We start from the raw sequence: 18997 nt of genomic DNA, 5'->3' as shown, positions 1-18997 counted from the left end.
CACTGAACAATATGACGCCGGAGGAGTATCGACAGCACCATTATTTGGCCGGGATCTCAAAAAATGCATGGAACTAAAACGGGTCTATTTACAAATTCACCGGGTATTAATCCTCATAAAAAACCCCTGACGGGCTGACGGTTCCCCATAAATAAAGACAGGCATAGAAGGTTTATGGCGAGAGCCTACAGAAACATCATTATGGTGTACTGATAATGTTTCTGGGGATCCCTCAGCCCTGACGGGGCTTTTTACGGTTCGCTATGCCCAACGATTACCAGACCGGCTGGCCAGACAATTGCAGGGCACACCGTTTACTCACTGAAGATCTCTTCCACCATCGCCGTGGCGATACGTGATGCCGAACAGAGACGTGGCATTCCGAGGGCGATTGTCTGCCAACTCTGCGTGACCGACCAGCAAATAGGATGGCGTTCGGCATCGCACCAGTCGCCAAGCCAACCGAGTAAATCCTTATAATCCATCAACCCCGGCGTGGAAGGTGTTGCCAGCCACTGATGATAAAAATGGCGGGTCGCTGGCGCGGCATTGATCCCCTGCGCCAGAAAATCAGCCGCCATGGCGCACAAATTGTCTTTCAGCATCTTCACCACATCGTCGTTGCCCAGACGACAGGCATCGCCAAAAGCCCCCCAGCGCAACTCCTCAAGTGCCACATAACAGCGCCCGGCCATCGACCAACCGTTGTAATTCCCGGCGCGCCAGTGGGCAAAAACCTGCTCGCTGTGATGCCCGGCCTGTACCGCCAGCCCACGCTGTGTCAGCGCTTTCTCTTTCCAGACGGCACGCTGGCTGAAGTGGCCCAACAACTCTTCATACTGTTGTGCGCTGCCGGGATTTACCGGACGCCGTTCCGCCTGCTGCAATGCGGTAAGCCGCTGGGTAATGCGCGTAAGCGCCAGATGTCCGGGATCGAGCATGCTCGCCAGCTTCTCTGCCAGCCCTAAACGTAAGGTCTCATTTTCATGTAATACGCCGGACATCGCCCACGGCCGCAGTTGAGTTTGCTCTATGATCTCCTGCGTCAAGCGTTCACGAAATAACTGCTGCTGGGGCACAGTCGGCGACTGGCGCGCAGTGTCTGCGCCCTGTACCAGATCAACGATAAATTTTGGATGAATACACTCAAGCACCCGTCCGGGGCCATCCAGTAGTTGATTTTTCATGGCTGCTCTGCTGCGAATAAGGTTTGTATATCATCGCGTAACAGCCGGGCATCTTCATGGATCCAGTTAGCCGTCCTGATGCACTGTTGCAGATGCTGACGCAACATCAGCACTGATGATTCGTTTTGCTGACGCATCGCCAGACTGTCACGCAAACTTTCCTGTAGTCCCGCAAGGCTTAACGAGAATTCGGCGAAAAATGTCGCCATCCCTGCCGTAACAGAAACATCGACCTGCGCTGCCAAAGCTTTACGAATTTGTTCGCAAAAATGAGCCACATGGCTGATCAGCTTTTTATGCAGCGCGGCAATATCAATCACGTAACGGGTATGGGTAGCAACATAATCATCCCAACCCCAACCTGGGTTATTTAACCAGCGTGACACGCTTTCCCGCATACTGCCGGAACGCGGTACCTGTCCGACAGGCGTATCTTCCGGCGAGATCACGTTGGTGAACAGGGAACGGGTATTAAAGTTGAGTGCGCTGGGCTGAAATGCAGGGAAACTGATACGTGCGTGGAAGCCAGCGTGGTTAAGCTCTGCTTTGATACGCGTTTCAATCGGGCGCATGGCATCGTTCAACGAACGCGTCAGCGTGTTTTCCAGCTCATCAAAACGCAGCGCCAGTTCACGACTGATGCGCTCCTGCGCCGCCAGCAGAATGGTTTCACAGGCCGAACGGATCTTGCTAATGGCAATTTGCGCCTGGCCTTCGTTTTCCAGCACCAGTTGGTAGGGGTTATAACCTTCATCAAGGCGCAAATCAGCCTTACCGTCGCCAAGTGTCTCCATCATCTGCCCATCGTGGAACCAGGCATCAATGGCCTCAACAATTTCGAACTGCTGGCCGTGAATAAAGATCTCCGCCACCGCCAGCGCCTCTTCGACTTCATGTTCGATCTCGTCGCTGACGGACGCCTGGCTGGTGCGCAGCAGCAGCATATCCTCTTCCAGCCGCGTAATATTTTGCTCCAGTTGCTCGTAAGCCACCGTCAGCCCCTGATAACGGAAATCGAGATATTCGCGCGCGCTCTGGGTGTAATTCAACAACTTATGTGATGCAGAACGCAGCGCGTACAGCGAGGCATTGGCATGCGCGGCGTGCAATAATTTACGGATCGGTTTCTCGAACAGTGAATCTTCCCACAGCAGATCTGCCGCGTGATGAATATGCTCAATATCATCCAGATCGGCGGTGCGCCAGCGCCGGCCCAGCGCCGCTTCGGCAAAATCCTGTACCCAGCGCTGCTCCTGTGGATCCGGCAACTGACCGCGATGTTTTAATTCATGCCGAGCGCGGTTAGCCAGATATCCCCACATGGAAGAGACTGGAAAGATCTGTGTCGGGTTGATATTCCCTTTCATTAGCGTTCCGGAAATCAGCGCCCGCACCTGATCTTCGTCATCGCTGTTCCGATCCTTCTGATCGAATTTATTCACTAATGCGTACAGCGGCACCGAACGCCCCACCGCTGAAATCGCGCGGCGTACTTCTTCATCGGAGATAGATTTGAGTTGCGTGTAATCCATTACTGCCAGCACGGCGGAAGCGCGCGATAGCTGGTCGTTGAGCATTTTTTGCAGATGTGGCTGCCCGGCCTCGTTCGGCCCGGGGGTATCCAGCAACGTCAGTTGGCCGAGTTGATTATCCAGCCCAGCCAAATGCACAAACTCCACTTCAATCACCGGGATATGTTCAATCGCTGCGTAGGCGGAGAAGGGAAAATCCACATCCAGCGCTTTCGACAGGCGTACCAGGTCATTGAGGCTTTTTAAACAGTGGAAAATAGGTTGTGCGCCAAGATAGTGTTTATCAAATGCATCGCCTTGCGCAATACGATCCAGCAGCGCAACCATGTCTTTATCGATCTCGAGTTGCTGTGCCAGCTTTGCCCGGTCATAGTTCAACAGCCGGGTTTGCAATTGTTGCGCAAGCGCGTCAATCGGACCGACATGGGAGAAATGCAGGATCGGCTCTTTCTGACCCGGCGTATGACGAATAAGCGTCGGCAACGCAGTCATTGGACGGTTGCGGTTGGGCAATACTTCCGTACCCACGATCGCATTAATCGTCGTGGATTTACCGGCTTTCATGGTACCGACGATCGCCAGCACCATCTCCAGCCGGGTGATTTTCCGTAATTCGTTATGCAGCGTAGCCTGTTGCGCCTCTACGCCGCGGGCGCTGAAATGCAAAGGCAGCACATTGGCATTTTCGACCTTACTGACCACGTTCGTTTCATCAAACGTTGCTGCCGGCATTTTTTTCAGTGCCTGGAGATTATGCAATGAAAGTTGTAACAACCTTTCTGCTTCCTGGCTTAATTCAAATATTGTTTGTGTGTGCATGGAAAAGTCTTTCCTTAACGCAAATTTTCTTACTTTTATTTAGCCGGAATGTTTTATTTGTGAAGTTTCGGCTTTTATAATTACGTGTGGAAAATATCTTCTAAAATATAAGTACCTGATGAGAATCAGGAAAAGATAATTTTTTCTCAAAAAATGGCAGCGTCACACCTCCGGCTTTTAAAGACCAGAGAGCCAGAGCGTAGCTCATTTTCAGGAACAAACAGGATATATCGTCATTATTCACCCACCCGATTTGAGGAGGAAATTATCTGTCGCAGAGACAGATGTAGTAGGCATGACAGTTTAGTTATCTAATGGCACCGTATACTACACGCCACCATATCTGAATTACTAAATGGTGGCAATTTCCGCCATAAAATATTCTAAATATTATCTCAGAAAATTTGCTTCCGGCCTTTCTGCGATAAGCATTACTTAAGCGAATGACAGGTTATGTCAGCGCCTGGGCTTTTTTTATCCCGACGACTGAAAGATAATAACAACGGCAATTGTGCGGTTTTGCTGTATAATTGCCGCCTTTCAGGCATTGTGCCTTTTGTGCTGGCTACTGCCAGCGTTGTATGCTCTTTAGAGGAAATCCCTATGCAACTCCCCCACTGTCCAAAATGTAATTCCGAATACACCTATGAAGATAATGGCATGTTCATTTGCCCGGAATGCGCCCACGAGTGGAACAATGCTGAACCGGCACACGACGTCGATGAATTAATCGTCAAGGATGCCAATGGTAATCTGCTGGCCGACGGCGATAGCGTAACAGTAATTAAGGATTTGAAAGTAAAAGGCAGTTCTTCAATGTTGAAGATCGGCACTAAGGTTAAAAACATTCGTCTGGTCGAAGGCGATCATAATATCGATTGTAAAATCGACGGCTTTGGCCCGATGAAACTGAAATCAGAATTCGTTAAAAAGAACTGATGATTCGGCGGGAAGTTCATACTTCCCGTCTGGCTTTCTTTCACTTTCCCCCGCTACACTCAATGGCAGATTTCGTTACTTGAGGTAATGATTATGCCGCTCAGTCCCTACATCTCTTTTTCAGGCCAGTGCAACGACGCCATTCAGTTCTACCAGCAGGCATTGCAGGCTGAATTAATCTATAAAATCACCTTCGGCGAAATGCCTAAACCCCCGAAAGTGAATGATGACGGTTGTGCCGCCGGGTACGCGTTTGCCGAAAGCGATATTGCTCACGCCAGCCTGCACATTGCGGGTGGTGAGATCATGATGAGCGACGGCAAACAAGGCGCTGCAGCGTATGCCGGTTTTACCTTAAGCCTCGCCACCCAGCATGTCGCACAGGGCAAAGCCTGGTTTGACGCCCTTGCCGCCGAAGGCCACATCACGATGCCCTGGCAGGAAACCTTCTGGGCGCACGGTTTTGGTATGGTGACGGATAAATTCGGCATCCCGTGGATGGTCAACGTCGCCAAACCGCCACAAGCCTGATTCACAGCATATTCCCCAGCAAGAGCCGTCAACGGCTCTTTTTTTTGCTCGTTACCGATCACTCTTCATCTCTCAGCAACGATTGCATAACCCAAATGAAACATTAGTCCGCCAGCATGGGCTCACGATGTGATGACTGCTATAAGGCAGCCGTTTTTTATCCGTGAGGTTCAAATGAACATGCACTTGTCCAGACATCCGACCAGCTATCCCACGCGCTATCAAGAGATTGCCGCCAGGCTGGAGCAGGAGTTGCGAACTAACTATCGCTGCGGCGACTGGTTGCCAGCAGAACAGCAACTGGCCGCACGTTTTGAGGTGAATCGCCACACTTTACGCCGCGCCATCGATCAACTGGTAGAGAAAGGCTGGGTGCAGCGCCGCCAGGGCATCGGCGTACTGGTGCTGACGCGCCCATTCGATTACCCACTTAATGCCCAGGCACGCTTTAGCCAGAATCTGCTCGATCAGGGCAGTCATCCCACCAGCGAACGCCTGCTGGCGGTGCTGCGCCCGGCTTCTGAGCATATCGCCGAGGCATTAGGCATCAGCGAAGGCGACAACGTGGTGCATTTGCGCACGCGCCGCCGGGTGAATGGCGTGGCCCTCTGTCTAATTGATCACTACTTCGCCGATCTCACGCTGTGGCCGCTGCTGCAACAGTTCGACCACGGTTCGCTACATGACTTTTTGCGTGAACGCGCGGGGATCAGTCTGAAACGTACCCAGACGCGCATTAGTGCACGTCGTGCACAGGTGAAAGAGAGCCGCTGGCTGGAAATTCCCAATATGGCGCCTCTGCTCTGCGTGCGCACCCTTAACCATCGCGAAGGCGACGTCAACGCGACGGAGTACTCCGTCAGTCTGACCCGCGCCGACATGATCGAATTCACCATGGAGCACTGAGATGCACTTTGATACGCCTACTCGTCAACGCTGGATGGCAGCGCTTGCCCAGTCCAGCCCGGAGATGCTGCGAACACGGATGCGTACGTTGGGCCTGGCACCCGACTATGAGCATGTCCGCAAGCCGCAAACCGGGCTGGTACAGGTGCAGGCGCGCATGGGTGGCACCGGCGATCGCTTCTTCCCCGGTGACACCACGCTGACCCGCGCCGTCGTGCGCTTGAGCAGCGGCCAGCTCGGCTTTAGCTGGGTACTCGGGCGAGATAAAGGCCATGCCGAACGCTGCGCCGTGTGTGACGCGTTATTGCAGGAGCCAACTCATTTCCAGACGCTGATGGAAACCCTGATAACCCCGCTGGAAGCGGACCGCGCCGCGCGCATTGCAGCGCGTCTGGCCGAAGTCAACGCCAGCCGGGTCGACTTTTTCACCCTGGTTCGCGGAGATAACGCATGACCTTACAACCCGCTTTCGCATCGGCGGTTCACGATGCTCAACACTGTTTTCGTCGTCTATTAAAAGCCATGAGCGAGCCGGGCGTCATCGTCTCGTTGCCACATCTGAAACATGGCTGGCCGCCGCTTAACCCGGCATCCACTAGCGTATTACTGACGCTAGTCGATAACGACACGCCGATCTGGCTCTCTGCTACAGTCGACAACGATTTGGTACGCCAGAACCTGCGTTTTCATACCAATGCGCCGCTAGTTGACCAGCCGCAGCAGTCGCTTTTTGCCGTTGCCGATCACACCCTGAGTGCCGAACAGCTCAGCACCTTGCCCTGTGGCACGGATATCAGCCCGGAAACCAGCGCCACATTGATTTTACAACTGCCGTCACTGAGCGGCGGCCGCATGCTGCGCCTGACCGGCCCAGGGATTCTGGAGGAGCGCATGATTGCGCCGCTGCTGCCGGAATGCATCACCGACGAATTTACCGACCGTCCGCACTCATTCCCCGCAGGCATCGATGTGATCCTGACCTGCGGCGAACGTGCGCTGGCGATACCACGAACCACACTGGTGGAGGTGTTCTGATGTACGTTGCTGTCAAGGGTGGTGAAAAGGCAATAGCGGCAGCCCACGCGCTACAAGAACATAAGCGTCGCGGCGACAACGAGCTTGCAGAGCTGAGCGTTGCGCAAATTGCTGAACAGATGCATCTGGCCGTCGATCGCGTGATGACCGAAGGCGGTATTGCCGATCGGGAATTGGCGGCGCTGGCGCTGAAACAGGCAAGCGGCGATAACGTCGAAGCCATCTTTCTGCTGCGCGCCTACCGCACAACGCTGCCGCGCCTGGCCGTCAGCGAACCAATTGACAGCACGAAGATGCGTTTGGAGCGCCGGGTTTCGGCAGTGTACAAAGATATTCCCGGCGGTCAGTTACTTGGCCCGACTTACGATTACACCCACCGTTTACTCGATTTTGCGTTACTTGCCGAAGGCGGAACGACATCACTGCCGAAACGCGAAGCGCCGCCGGAAACCACGCCGCATGTCTTTGCTCTTCTGGAAAAAGAGGGGCTGGCGAAAGCCGAACAGGAGAGCGGCGCCACGCCGGACGATATCACCCGCCAGCCGCCGGTTTACCCCTGCTCCCGCTCTGCACGCCTGCAACAACTGGCGCGCGGCGACGAAGGCTATCTGCTGGCGCTGGCCTACTCCACCCAGCGCGGTTACGGACGTAATCACCCCTTCGCCGGGGAGATCCGCAGCGGTTATATCGACGTGGAAATAGTGCCTGAAGAGCTGGGTTTTGCGGTGAACGTTGGCGAATTGCTGATCACCGAATGTGAAATGGTAAACGGCTTTATCGCCCCGGAAGAGGACGCGCCGCATTTTACCCGTGGCTACGGGCTGGTGTTCGGCATGGGTGAACGCAAAGCGATGGCGATGGCGCTGATGGATCGCGCCCTGCAAGCCGCCGACTACGGCGAAATGATTAAAAGCCCGGCGCAGGATGAAGAATTTGTTCTGGCGCACGCCGACAACGTCGAGGCGGCGGGCTTTGTCTCGCACCTCAAACTTCCCCACTACGTCGATTTCCAGGCCGAACTGGACTTGCTCAGACAGCTGCAACAGGAGAGTTCCCGTGACTAACGCGCTGACCGGCTACAACTTTGCCTTTCTTGATGAGCAAACCAAACGCATGATCCGCCGGGCGCTGCTGAAAGCCGTTGCTATTCCGGGTTACCAGGTGCCGTTTGGCGGGCGCGAAATGCCGATGCCCTACGGCTGGGGCACTGGCGGTATCCAGTTAACCGCCAGCGTAATTGGCGAAGACGATGTGCTGAAAGTGATCGATCAGGGCGCGGATGACACCACCAACGCCGTCTCGATTCGCCAGTTCTTCACCCGTGTGACCGGCGTAGAAACCACTGAAAGCACCGCTGACGCGACGCTGATTCAGACTCGCCACCGCATTCCTGAAACGCCGCTGGTTGAAGATCAGATCCTGATTTACCAGGTGCCGATCCCGGAGCCGCTGCGCTTTATTGAACCGCGCGAAACCGAAACCCGCACCATGCACGCGCTGGAAGAGTATGGCGTAATGCAGGTGAAGCTGTATGAAGACATTGCGCGCTTCGGCAACTTCACCACCCGCTACGCCTGGCCGGTGAAAGTGAATGGTCGTTATGTGATGGACCCGTCGCCGATCCCGGCGTTTGATAACCCGAAAATGCATTTCATGCCGGCACTGCAACTGTTCGGCGCCGGACGTGAAAAACGCATTTACGCCGTTCCGCCATATACCCGGGTCGAGAGCCTCGACTTTGAGGATTACCCCTTTGCGCCGCAAAAGTGGGATCAACCGTGCGCCATCTGCGGTTCCACCCACAGCTATCTGGATGAAGTGGTGTTGGATGACACAGGCACGCGCATGTTCGTCTGCTCCGATACCGACTACTGCCGCCAACAGAGCGAGGCTTTACGCAAATGACCCAACCGCTACTTTCGGTAAATCAACTCTCCCATCTCTATGCGCCAGGTAAAGGGTTTCAGGACGTCTCGTTCGATCTGTGGCCGGGTGAAGTGCTGGGCATTGTTGGCGAATCCGGTTCCGGTAAAACCACCCTGCTGAATGCCATTTCAGCGCGGCTGGCGCCACAACAGGGACAGGTTATCTATAACAACCGCGATCTGTACGCCATCAGCGAAGCCGAACGCCGCCGCCTGCTGCGAACCGAATGGGGTGTGGTTCACCAACATCCGCTGGATGGCCTGCGCCGCCAGGTTTCCGCCGGGGGCAATATCGGCGAACGGCTGATGGCGACCGGCGTGCGACATTACGGTGATATCCGCTCCTGCGCGCAACAGTGGCTGACGGATGTCGAGATCCCACCGTCACGCATTGACGATTTACCCACCACGTTTTCCGGCGGGATGCAGCAGCGACTGCAAATCGCCCGCAACCTCGTGACGCGACCAAAACTGGTGTTTATGGATGAGCCAACTGGTGGACTGGATGTATCGGTACAGGCGCGTTTGCTGGATCTCCTGCGCAGCCTGGTGGTGGAGATGAACCTTGCGGTAGTGATGGTGACCCATGATTTGGGCGTCGCGCGGCTGCTGGCAAACCGCCTGCTGGTCATGAAACAGGGCCAGGTGGTGGAAAGTGGGTTAACGGATCGCGTGCTCGACGATCCCCATCATCCCTATACCCAGTTGCTGGTTTCCTCGGTATTGCAAAATTAAGGAGTCTGCGATGTCTGTTTTGCGTGTGGAAAATGTCAGCAAAACCTTTGTCCTGCACCATCAGAATGGCGTGCGTCTGCCGGTGCTGCGCGACACCTCGCTGGAGGTGAACGCCGGAGAATGCGTGGTGCTGCACGGCCACTCTGGCAGCGGCAAATCGACGCTGCTGCGCTCGCTGTATGCCAACTATTTGCCGGACGCCGGGCATATTCATGTCAAACATGGTGAGGAATGGGTCGATTTAGTGCAGGCCCCGGCGCGCAAAGTACTGGACGTGCGCCGTCATACCATCGGCTGGGTCAGCCAGTTTTTACGCGTCATTCCACGCGTCAGCGCGCTGGATGTGGTGATGCAACCGCTGCTGGATCTGGGACTTTCCCGCGATGTCTGCATCGGCAAAGCTAGCCAGTTGCTGACGCGGCTTAATGTACCGGAACGCTTATGGCACCTTGCACCGGCAACGTTTTCCGGCGGTGAGCAGCAGCGCGTCAACATTGCCCGCGGCTTTATTGTTGACTACCCGATTCTACTGCTTGATGAACCAACCGCCTCGCTGGATGCGAAAAACAGCGCCGCCGTCGTTGAACTGATCGCGCAGGCCAAAGCGCGCGGCGCAGCGATTGTCGGCATCTTCCATGACGAGGCCGTGCGCGAAAATGTCGCCGACCGTCTGTTTCCGATGGGAATCTCCGCATGATTATCAACAATGTAAAACTTATCCTTGAAGACGAAGTGGTCGACGGTTCACTGGAAGTGCGCGACGGTGTGATCCGTACCTTCGCCGAAACCCAAAGCCGCCAGCCAGGCGCCCATGATGGCGACGGTGGCTGGCTGTTACCAGGCCTTATCGAACTGCATACGGACAACCTCGACAAATTCTTCACCCCGCGCCCGAAAGTGGACTGGCCCGCCCACTCCGCGATGAGCAGCCACGACGCGCTGATGGTCGCCAACGGCATCACCACAGTGCTGGATGCCGTCGCCATTGGCGATGTGCGCGACGGCGGCGATCGGCTGGAGAATCTGGAGAAGATGATCAACGCGGTGGAAGATTCGCAAAAACGCGGGCTGAACCGCGCGGAACACCGCCTGCATTTACGCTGCGAACTGCCGCACCACACCACGCTGCCGCTGTTTGAAAAGCTGGTCGGCCGCGAACCGGTAACGCTGGTATCGCTGATGGATCACTCACCAGGCCAGCGCCAGTACGCCAGCTATGAAAAATATCGCGACTACTTTCAGGGCAAATATCACCTGACCAACGAGCAAATGGATGCGTTTGAACAGGAGCAACTGGCATTGGCCGCCGAGTGGTCGCAGCCTAACCGGCTGGCAATTGCCGCAATTTGCCGGGCGCGTAACCTGCCGCTGGCCAGCCACGATGACGCCTCGCGCGAGCATGTGGTGGAATCCCACCAGTTAGGCAGCGTGATAGCCGAATTCCCCACTACCTTTGCTGCCGCCGAAGCCTCACGCGAGTATGGTCTGAGCGTGCTGATGGGTGCGCCGAACATCGTGCGCGGCGGCTCGCACTCCGGCAACGTGGCGGCGCATAAACTGGCGCAGCTCGGCATGCTGGATATCCTTTCATCGGATTATTATCCCGCCAGCCTGCTGGACGCTGCCTTCCGCGTTGCGGCAGATGAGCAGAATGATTTCACCCTGCCGCGTGCCATCCATCTGGTAACGAAAAATCCGGCGCAGGCGCTCAAGCTTGACGATCGCGGCACCCTCGGCGAAGGGAAACGGGCAGATCTGGTTCTGGTGCACAACAAAGGCGACCACGTCCGCGTCGATCATGTCTGGCGCGAGGGGAAACGGGTGTTCTGATGGGCAGACTGATCTGGTTGATGGGGCCATCCGGCGCCGGGAAAGATACGCTGCTGGCCGCGCTGCGCAGCCGCGAGCATCCTCAGTTGCTGGTGGCGCACCGCTATATCACGCGCCCGGCATCTTCCGGCAGCGAGAACCATATCGAGCTAAGCGAAAAAGAGTTTTTTACCCGCGCCGGGCAGAATCTGTTTACCCTGAGCTGGCACGCCAACGATCTCTACTACGGTATTGGCGTGGAGGTCGATCTCTGGTTACAGGCGGGGTTTGATGTGGTGGTCAACGGCTCGCGCGGGCATCTGCCGCAGGCGCAGGCGCAATACGGCGAGGTGTTGATACCGGTGTATGTGCAAGTATCGCCGGAGATTTTGCGCCAGCGGCTGGAAAAACGCGGGCGCGAAAGCAGCATGGAAATTACCGCGCGGCTGGAGCGCGCAGCCCGTTACTCGCCGGGTAATTGCCTGACGCTGAACAACGACGGAAGTCTGCTACAGTCAGTGGAAGGATTGATCTCGTTGATACGCGCGCAACAAGGGAAAAGTGCGTAATGCTACCGGCGCATTCATCGTGCGCCGTTTACGTTAACTCAACCGTTAAAGCGAGGCGCTATGAGCCTGACCCTCACCCTGACCGGCACTGGCGGTGCGCAACTGGTTCCGGCATTCGGCTGCAATTGCGCAGCCTGCTTACGCGCGCGCCAGCAGCCGCAATATCGTCGCCAGCCTTGCAGCGGCGTAGTGCAGTTTAACGACGCGGTGACGCTGCTGGATGCCGGGCTTGCCGATTTAATGGAGCGTTTCCCGGCGGGTCAGTTTCAGCAGATTCTGTTGACGCATTACCATATGGATCATGTGCAAGGGCTGTTTCCTCTACGCTGGGGCTTAGGCGCGAAAATCCCGGTTTACGGCCCGCCGGATGAACAAGGCTGCGACGATCTGTTTAAACATCCCGGTCTGCTTGATTTCAGCCATACCGTTGAGCCATTTGTGGTGTTCGATCTGCAAGGATTGCAGGTTACGCCGCTGCCGCTGAACCATTCGAAACTCACCTTTGGTTATCTGCTGGAATCGGCACACAGCCGGGTCGCCTGGCTCTCGGATACTGCCGGTCTGCCGGATAAGACGCTTAAGTTTTTACTCAATAATCACCCGCAGGTGGTGATCATTGATTGCAGTGAACCGCCCTGCGCAGAGACGCCGAAAAATCATAACGATCTGCGCACCGTTATCGACCTGAATGAGGTGATTGGCTGCCCGCGCGTCGTGCTAACCCATATCGGGCATCGCTTTGATGTCTGGTTGATGAATAACGTGCTGCCGACGGGGTTTGAGGTGGGTTTTGATGGCATGCGGATTGTACTGGATTAGACCGCACAATATGGCTATATTCGTCCCGTTGCTTACCGGCATGGGGTAAGCAGACGCAGCCTGTAAAGAGGTCGTTTGAAGGATAAAGCGTACAGACTCGCACTGATAGGGTTGTGGATAACGCAACCGGGTCTTAAATACCCGCGTGTGACCAATAAATAATTAGCACATCGCGGCTTACAGAGTATCACTTGCCATGAATGTGCTTTTTATTTGTAGCCGCAACCAATGGCGCAGCCCGACTGCTGAGCACGTGTTTCGTCGCTACCCCGGGGTAAATGCTCGCTCTGCTGGCACACAACGCCATGCGAGAAAAACCGTCTCGCCCGCCATTCTCTCCTGGGCAGACGTCATCTGTGTGATGGAAGAAAAACACAAAAACAGCATCCTTGCCGACTTTAGTCGCCTGGTGCAGCATAAACCTGTTCATGTGCTTGATATTCCGGATCAATACCATTTTATGGACCCGCAATTAATCACGCTGCTTGAGGATATCGTTCCGGAACGCCTGGGTTTGTGCGTCCCGTCTCTGACACGTTAGCGGTCATCGTCCTCTTCCAGCCTGCGTTCTTCATCATCAAGCTGGCGTCGCTCCTGATCGAGCTGACGCTGGCGTTCATCAAGCTGACGTCGCCTGTCTTCAAGCTGGCGGTAGCGGTTATCATAATTCCGGTACTGCTCATCGCGGCGGCGGCTTTCATCGTCACGACTGCTGTCAGAGCTGTACGTGTCGCCGATTGCCCGCTGAATATTGCCAATAGCGTCGTCGATAATATCGGCGTGCGCCATCTGACTGCTGAGTGAAAGAGCGCCGAATAACAGCGCAGTCACGTAACGTTTCATAAAGCCAGTCTCAAAGAAGGAACTGGCTGTACGTTAGTGCAGAGCCTGCCTTAGCGGGTAGCGGAGGAATCTCAATTGCAGGCGGAAGGTGGCTGCTTCTCAATCTGTGCAATCGCATCCACGCGTAGCTGATGGCGACCGCCTTCAAACTCGGCACCCAGCCAGCTATCGACAATCATTTTTGCCAGTTCAAGTCCGACCACGCGCGAACCGAACGCCAGTACATTGGTATCGTTATGCTGGCGCGAAAGCTGTGCGGAGTAAGGTTCGCTACACACCACCGCACGGATACCAGGGAATTTATTGGCGGTGATGGAAATGCCAACGCCGGTACCGCAAATCAAAATACCGCCATCTGCCTCGCCATTTAGTACCGCCTGCGCTACCTCGCTGGCGAAGCGGGGATAATCGGTGCGTGTCGTCGACCATGTGCCTTTATCAATAATTTCAATACCTTTTGCTGACAGATGTGCCAGGATATCCGCCTTCAGGATAAACCCGACATGATCGCAGCCGAACGCAATCTTCTTCATATATCCGCCTGGTTAGTGTACAAACTTTACGAACCCGGTGAGTCTTGTGATTTTTGACCGGTTAACTGCTGAATAAAACCGCAAAACTACCGGGAACAGCGCCTGTTCTACACGGCATGAATTCACAAATCAATAGACTTGTATGCATGAAAACCCCTACATATCAGACGTACCACATTTCACAAATAAATGTAATTTATTGTTTTTAAAATAAAAAATATAAAAACACTGGCCAAAACATTGCAGAAAACTTCACAACATATAAAACTTTATGAATTAATTTATTCTGTGAAGTTGCCAGCATATTTATGGTTCCGTATGTGGTGATATAGTGTCGTCTTCATTTCAAGGACAAGAGAAAGCGATGAGTCAGACAGAATTCGACCACGGTCTTCCCAACGGCATCGGCCTCGCTCCTTACCTGCGCATGAAGCAGGAAGGGATGACGGAAAACGAAAGCCGCATCGTGGATTGGCTATTAACACCGGGCAATATCAGCGATGCCTCCGCGATTAAAGATGTCGCGGAGATGCTGACGGTGTCGGAAGCCATGATCGTGAAAGTGTCGAAACTGCTGGGTTTTAGCGGTTTTCGCAATCTGCGCAGCGCGCTGGTGGAGTACTTTTCTCACTCACAGCAGGTGCTGCCCGCTGAGCTGTCGTTTGACGAAGCGCCGCAGGATGTGGTGAACAAAGTGTTCAATATTACGCTGCGCACCATTATGGAAGGCCAATCGATCGTTAACGTGGATGAAATCCACCGCGCGGCGCGCTTCTTCTATCAGGCCAAACAGCGCGATCTCTACGGCGTTGGCGGTTCCAACGCCATCTGCGCCGATATTGAACATAAGATGTTGCGCATCGGGGTTCGCTGCCACGCTTACCAGGACGCGCACATTATGATGATGTCTGCATCGCTGCTTAAAGAGGGCGATGTCGTACTGGTGGTGTCACATTCTGGACGCACCAGTGATTTAAAATCGGCCGTTGAGCTGGCGAAAAAAAATGGGGCAAAAATTATTTGTATTACTCACAGCTACCATTCGCCGATTGCCAAAATGGCCGACTTTATTATTTGCTCGCCAGCACCAGAGACCCCTTTATTAGGGCGAAATGCCTCAGCACGAATATTACAATTAACATTACTTGATGCTTTTTTTGTTTCGGTTGCACAACAGAACATTGAACTGGCCACACAGAATATGCAAAAAACCGGTGCCATCGTTGATTTTTTCTCACCGGGCGCATTGAAGTAAAAACAAATACTCATCCCACCGCAACGGGATGAGTAAAATTACCCTACAATGAGAAGACTACTATGAATAAATATCTGAAATTATTCAGCGGAGCTGCTATCGGCCTGATGATGAGCACCAGTGTATTTGCCGCTGCCGAATACGCCGTCGTCTTAAAGACATTATCCAACCCGTTCTGGGTGGATATGAAAAAAGGTATCGAAGACGAAGCGAAAACACTCGGCGTCAGTGTGGATATTTTTGCCTCGCCGTCGGAAGGTGATTTTCAGTCGCAATTACAATTATTCGAAGATCTGAGCAATAAAAATTATAAAGGCATCGCCTTTGCGCCACTCTCTTCCGTTAACCTGGTGATGCCGGTCGCCCGTGCCTGGAAAAAAGGCATTTATCTGGTGAACCTCGATGAAAAAATCGATATGGATAACCTGAAAAAAGCTGGCGGGAATGTCGAAGGTTTTATTACCACCGATAACGTTGCAGTCGGCGCAAAAGGCGCAAGCTTTATCATTGAACAGCTTGGCGCGCAGGGCGGCGAAGTGGCGATTATCGAAGGTAAAGCAGGTAACGCCTCGGGTGAAGCGCGCCGCAACGGTGCCAGCGAAGCGTTTAAGAAAGCCAGCCAAATCAAACTCGTTGCCAGCCAGCCTGCTGACTGGGATCGTATTAAGGCGCTGGATGTCGCCACCAACGTGCTGCAACGCAACCCGAACCTGAAAGCCTTCTACTGCGCCAATGACACCATGGCGATGGGCGTTGCCCAGGCGGTGGCGAACGCTGGTAAAACCGGCAAAGTGCTGGTCGTCGGCACCGACGGCATTCCGGAAGCGCGCAAAATGGTGGAAGCCGGGCAGATGACCGCCACCGTTGCACAAAACCCGGCGGATATTGGCGCTTCGGGTCTGAAAATGATGGTTGATGCGGCAAAAACCGGCAAAGTTATTCCGCTGGATAAAACCCCGGAATTCAAACTGGTCGATTCAATTCTGGTCACTAAGTAAACCATCAATGCCGGGTGACGCTTTGCGCGCATCCGGCCTGAAGAGTGTGCAAAGAGGTTACTTATGGTCACGCCATATATCTCAATGGCGGGTATCGGCAAATCCTTTGGCCCGGTCCACGCATTAAAGTCCGTTGATCTAACTATTTATCCTTATGAAATTCATGCGTTATTAGGAGAGAATGGTGCCGGTAAATCAACGTTAATGAAAGTTCTCTCGGGGATTCACGACCCGACCAAAGGCACCATCATCATTAATAACGTTAATTACGACAAACTTGATCATAAACTGGCAGCACGACTTGGTATCGGCATTATTTATCAGGAACTCAGCGTTATTGATGAATTAACCGTTCTGGAGAATTTATATATTGGCCGACACATCACCAAAAAGGTGTGTGGCGTCAATATTATCGACTGGCGAGAAATGCGCGTACGGGCGGCAATGATGTTATTGCGCGTCGGCTTAAAAGTCGATCTCGATACCAAAGTGGCGAATTTATCGATTAGTCACAAGCAGATGCTGGAAATTGCCAAAACATTAATGCTGGATGCTAAAGTCATTATTATGGACGAGCCCACCTCTTCGCTGACGAATAAAGAGGTGGATTATCTTTTCCTGATCATGAATCAGTTGCGTAAAGAAGGCACCGCCATTGTTTATATCTCGCATAAGCTGGCGGAAATTCGCCGGATCTGCGATCGCTATACGGTGATGAAAGACGGCAGCAGTGTCTGCAGCGGCATGGTCAGCGACGTCACCAATGACGACATCGTGCGGCTGATGGTCGGACGCGAGCTGCAAAACCGCTTTAACGCGATGAAAGAGAACACCGGCAATATCGAGCACGATACGGTGTTTGAGGTGAAAAACGTCACCAGTCGCGACAAGAAAAAAGTCCGTGATATCTCCTTTAGCGTGAACCGCGGCGAGATCCTTGGTTTCGCCGGGCTGGTCGGCTCCGGCCGTACCGAATTGATGAACTGCCTGTTCGGCATCGATAAGCGCAGCAGCGGTGAAATTTACCTCAATGGTCACGCTATTTCACCACGCTCACCGCTGGATGCGCTGAAAAAAGGCATGGCGTATATCACCGAAAGCCGCCGCGACAACGGCTTCTTCCCTAACTTCTCGATTGCGCAAAACATGGCGCTCAGCAAAAGCCTCAAGCTCGGCGGTTACAAAGGCGCAATGGGGCTGTTTAACGAACACGAAGAGCGACGGATTGCTGAAGCGCAGCGCGAACTACTGGCGCTGAAGTGCCACTCGGTGGAGCAGAGCATCACCGAGCTTTCCGGCGGTAACCAACAGAAGGTACTGATCTCCAAATGGCTGTGCTGCGAACCCGAGGTGATCATTTTCGATGAACCGACCCGCGGTATCGACGTCGGCGCGAAGGCTGAGATCTACAAAGTGATGCGCCAGCTATCGGATGACGGAAAAGTCATCCTGATGGTGTCATCCGAGCTTCCCGAAATTATTGCCGTCTGCGACCGTATCGCCGTGTTCTGCGAAGGGCGGCTGACGCAAATCCTGACCAATCGCGACGACATGAGCGAAGAGGAGATTATGGCATGGGCATTACCACACGAGTAAAAAGCGAAATGAGCGAGAAAAAGCCCTTCAACTTCGCACTGTTCTGGGATAAATACGGCACCTTTTTTATCCTCGCAATCATCGTCGCCATCTTCGGTACGATGTCGCCGGAATACTTCCTCAACACCAACAATATCACGCAGATTTTTGTTCAGAGTTCGGTAACGGTGTTGATCGGCATGGGTGAGTTCTTTGCCATTCTGATCGCCGGGATTGATCTCTCCGTCGGGGCGATCCTTGCTCTCTCCGGCATGGTAACCGCTAAACTGATGCTGGCGGGCGTCGATCCCGTGCTGGCAGTACTGATCGGCGGCGTATTGGTGGGCGGCGTGCTGGGGGCGATTAACGGCTGCCTGGTCAACTGGACCGGCCTGCACCCGTTCATTATTACCCTTGGCACCAACGCGATTTTTCGCGGCATTACGCTGGTTATTTCCGACGCTAACTCGGTGTATGGCTTCTCCTTCGACTTTGTGAATTTCTTTGCCGCCAGCGTGGCAGGCATTCCGGTGCCGGTGATCTTCTCGCTGCTGGTGGCACTGCTGCTCTGGTTCCTCACTACGCGCATGCGGCTGGGGCGCAATATTTACGCGCTGGGCGGCAATAAAAACTCCGCCTTCTACTCCGGTATCGATGTGAAGTTTCACGTGCTGGTGGTGTTCATTATCTCCGGTGTTTGCGCCGGGCTGGCGGGCGTGGTCTCCACCGCGCGTCTTGGTGCGGCGGAGCCGCTGGCGGGAATGGGGTTTGAAACCTACGCCATTGCCAGTGCCATTATCGGTGGCACCAGCTTCTTCGGCGGTAAGGGGCGTATTTTCTCGGTTGTGATTGGCGGGTTGATTATCGGCACCATCAATAACGGCCTGAATATCCTGCAAGTTCAAACGTATTACCAGCTGGTGGTAATGGGCGGGCTGATTATTGCCGCTGTTGCGCTTGACCGGCTTATCAGCAAGTAAGGAATAA

At 54.1% G+C, this 18997-nt stretch carries 21 protein-coding genes; 17 read left to right on the top strand and 4 right to left on the bottom strand.

Annotated elements, in window-relative coordinates; all coding sequences use genetic code 11:
• Positions 1-314 precede the first annotated feature (314 nt).
• Both GA0061070_RS14035 and crfC read right to left on the bottom strand, forming a co-directional pair.
• Positions 315-1187 carry a diguanylate cyclase regulator RdcB family protein gene (locus GA0061070_RS14035; RefSeq protein WP_090136710.1) on the bottom strand — a complete coding sequence of 291 codons (873 nt, stop codon included), beginning with the start codon at positions 1185-1187 and terminating at the stop codon, positions 315-317.
• Positions 1184-3538 (bottom strand): clamp-binding protein CrfC, encoded by a 2355-nt coding sequence (crfC, locus tag GA0061070_RS14030; RefSeq protein WP_090136709.1) that lies wholly within the window; start codon positions 3536-3538, stop codon positions 1184-1186. Before crfC ends, GA0061070_RS14035 begins: the two co-directional genes overlap by 4 nt.
• A gap of 603 nt (positions 3539-4141) precedes the next feature.
• Here crfC and GA0061070_RS14025 point away from each other — a divergent pair.
• From GA0061070_RS14025 to GA0061070_RS13965, 13 genes are all read left to right on the top strand, one after another.
• Positions 4142-4477 carry a zinc ribbon domain-containing protein YjdM gene (locus GA0061070_RS14025; RefSeq protein ID WP_090136708.1) on the top strand — a complete coding sequence of 112 codons (336 nt, stop codon included), beginning with the start codon at positions 4142-4144 and terminating at the stop codon, positions 4475-4477.
• Positions 4478-4570: 93 nt separating this feature from the next.
• Complete coding sequence (gene yjdN / locus GA0061070_RS14020) at positions 4571-5008, top strand: VOC family metalloprotein YjdN (RefSeq protein ID WP_090136707.1); 438 nt, start codon at positions 4571-4573, stop codon at positions 5006-5008.
• A gap of 180 nt (positions 5009-5188) precedes the next feature.
• Positions 5189-5914: a phosphonate metabolism transcriptional regulator PhnF gene (gene phnF / locus GA0061070_RS14015; protein ID WP_090136713.1), complete on the top strand. Its 726-nt coding sequence runs from the start codon at positions 5189-5191 to the stop codon at positions 5912-5914.
• Between the two features lies 1 nt (position 5915).
• Complete coding sequence (gene phnG, locus GA0061070_RS14010; protein ID WP_090136706.1) at positions 5916-6368, top strand: phosphonate C-P lyase system protein PhnG; 453 nt, start codon at positions 5916-5918, stop codon at positions 6366-6368.
• Complete coding sequence (gene phnH, locus GA0061070_RS14005) at positions 6365-6949, top strand: phosphonate C-P lyase system protein PhnH (RefSeq protein WP_090136705.1); 585 nt, start codon at positions 6365-6367, stop codon at positions 6947-6949. Before phnG ends, phnH begins: the two co-directional genes overlap by 4 nt.
• The gene (locus GA0061070_RS14000; protein WP_090136704.1) at positions 6949-8013 is read left to right on the top strand and encodes a carbon-phosphorus lyase complex subunit; all 1065 of its coding nucleotides are present in this window, start codon (positions 6949-6951) and stop codon (positions 8011-8013) included. The genes phnH and GA0061070_RS14000 overlap by 1 nt, the downstream gene beginning before the upstream one ends.
• Positions 8006-8854: an alpha-D-ribose 1-methylphosphonate 5-phosphate C-P-lyase PhnJ gene (locus GA0061070_RS13995; RefSeq protein WP_090136703.1), complete on the top strand. Its 849-nt coding sequence runs from the start codon at positions 8006-8008 to the stop codon at positions 8852-8854. Before GA0061070_RS14000 ends, GA0061070_RS13995 begins: the two co-directional genes overlap by 8 nt.
• Positions 8851-9609 (top strand): phosphonate C-P lyase system protein PhnK, encoded by a 759-nt coding sequence (gene phnK / locus GA0061070_RS13990; RefSeq protein WP_090136702.1) that lies wholly within the window; start codon positions 8851-8853, stop codon positions 9607-9609. Before GA0061070_RS13995 ends, phnK begins: the two co-directional genes overlap by 4 nt.
• Before the next feature lie 10 nt (positions 9610-9619).
• The gene (phnL, locus tag GA0061070_RS13985; protein ID WP_090136701.1) at positions 9620-10306 is read left to right on the top strand and encodes a phosphonate C-P lyase system protein PhnL; all 687 of its coding nucleotides are present in this window, start codon (positions 9620-9622) and stop codon (positions 10304-10306) included.
• Complete coding sequence (gene phnM / locus GA0061070_RS13980; protein ID WP_090136700.1) at positions 10303-11439, top strand: alpha-D-ribose 1-methylphosphonate 5-triphosphate diphosphatase; 1137 nt, start codon at positions 10303-10305, stop codon at positions 11437-11439. The genes phnL and phnM overlap by 4 nt, the downstream gene beginning before the upstream one ends.
• The gene (phnN, locus tag GA0061070_RS13975; RefSeq protein ID WP_090136699.1) at positions 11436-11987 is read left to right on the top strand and encodes a ribose 1,5-bisphosphokinase; all 552 of its coding nucleotides are present in this window, start codon (positions 11436-11438) and stop codon (positions 11985-11987) included. The genes phnM and phnN overlap by 4 nt, the downstream gene beginning before the upstream one ends.
• Positions 11988-12047: 60 nt before the next feature.
• Positions 12048-12806, top strand: a complete 759-nt coding sequence (gene phnP / locus GA0061070_RS13970) for a phosphonate metabolism protein PhnP (RefSeq protein ID WP_090136698.1) — start codon at positions 12048-12050, stop codon at positions 12804-12806.
• A gap of 196 nt (positions 12807-13002) precedes the next feature.
• Entirely contained in the window at positions 13003-13347 is a 345-nt protein-coding gene (locus GA0061070_RS13965) for a low molecular weight protein tyrosine phosphatase family protein (protein WP_090136697.1), read from the top strand.
• Here the strand turns inward: GA0061070_RS13965 and yjdP are convergent.
• Together yjdP and rpiB are read right to left on the bottom strand one after the other, a co-directional pair.
• Positions 13344-13649: a DDRRRQL repeat protein YjdP gene (yjdP, locus tag GA0061070_RS13960; protein ID WP_090136696.1), complete on the bottom strand. Its 306-nt coding sequence runs from the start codon at positions 13647-13649 to the stop codon at positions 13344-13346. The two genes, GA0061070_RS13965 and yjdP, sit on opposite strands and share 4 nt — an antisense overlap.
• Positions 13650-13720: 71 nt before the next feature.
• A complete protein-coding gene (rpiB, locus tag GA0061070_RS13955; RefSeq protein ID WP_090136695.1) occupies positions 13721-14182 on the bottom strand; it encodes a bifunctional allose-6-phosphate isomerase/ribose-5-phosphate isomerase RpiB in 462 nt (153 codons plus the stop codon).
• Positions 14183-14546: 364 nt separating this feature from the next.
• Here rpiB and GA0061070_RS13950 point away from each other — a divergent pair, with 364 nt between their 5' ends.
• From GA0061070_RS13950 to alsC, 4 genes are all read left to right on the top strand, one after another.
• Positions 14547-15437: a MurR/RpiR family transcriptional regulator gene (locus tag GA0061070_RS13950; RefSeq protein WP_090136694.1), complete on the top strand. Its 891-nt coding sequence runs from the start codon at positions 14547-14549 to the stop codon at positions 15435-15437.
• A gap of 62 nt (positions 15438-15499) precedes the next feature.
• Entirely contained in the window at positions 15500-16435 is a 936-nt protein-coding gene (gene alsB, locus GA0061070_RS13945) for a D-allose transporter substrate-binding protein (RefSeq protein ID WP_090136693.1), read from the top strand.
• A gap of 63 nt (positions 16436-16498) precedes the next feature.
• Positions 16499-18031 (top strand): D-allose ABC transporter ATP-binding protein AlsA, encoded by a 1533-nt coding sequence (gene alsA, locus GA0061070_RS13940; RefSeq protein ID WP_090136692.1) that lies wholly within the window; start codon positions 16499-16501, stop codon positions 18029-18031.
• On the top strand, positions 18010-18990 hold the full coding sequence (gene alsC / locus GA0061070_RS13935) for a D-allose ABC transporter permease (protein WP_090136691.1): 981 nt from the start codon (positions 18010-18012) through the stop codon (positions 18988-18990). The genes alsA and alsC overlap by 22 nt, the downstream gene beginning before the upstream one ends.
• Positions 18991-18997: the final 7 nt, after the last annotated feature.

The sequence above is a fragment of the Kosakonia oryziphila genome, from assembly GCF_900094795.1.
Lineage (GTDB): Bacteria > Pseudomonadota > Gammaproteobacteria > Enterobacterales > Enterobacteriaceae > Kosakonia > Kosakonia oryziphila.
The sequence above is the reverse complement of the archived record's forward strand: the minus strand, read 5'-3'. Positions and strand labels throughout refer to the sequence as shown.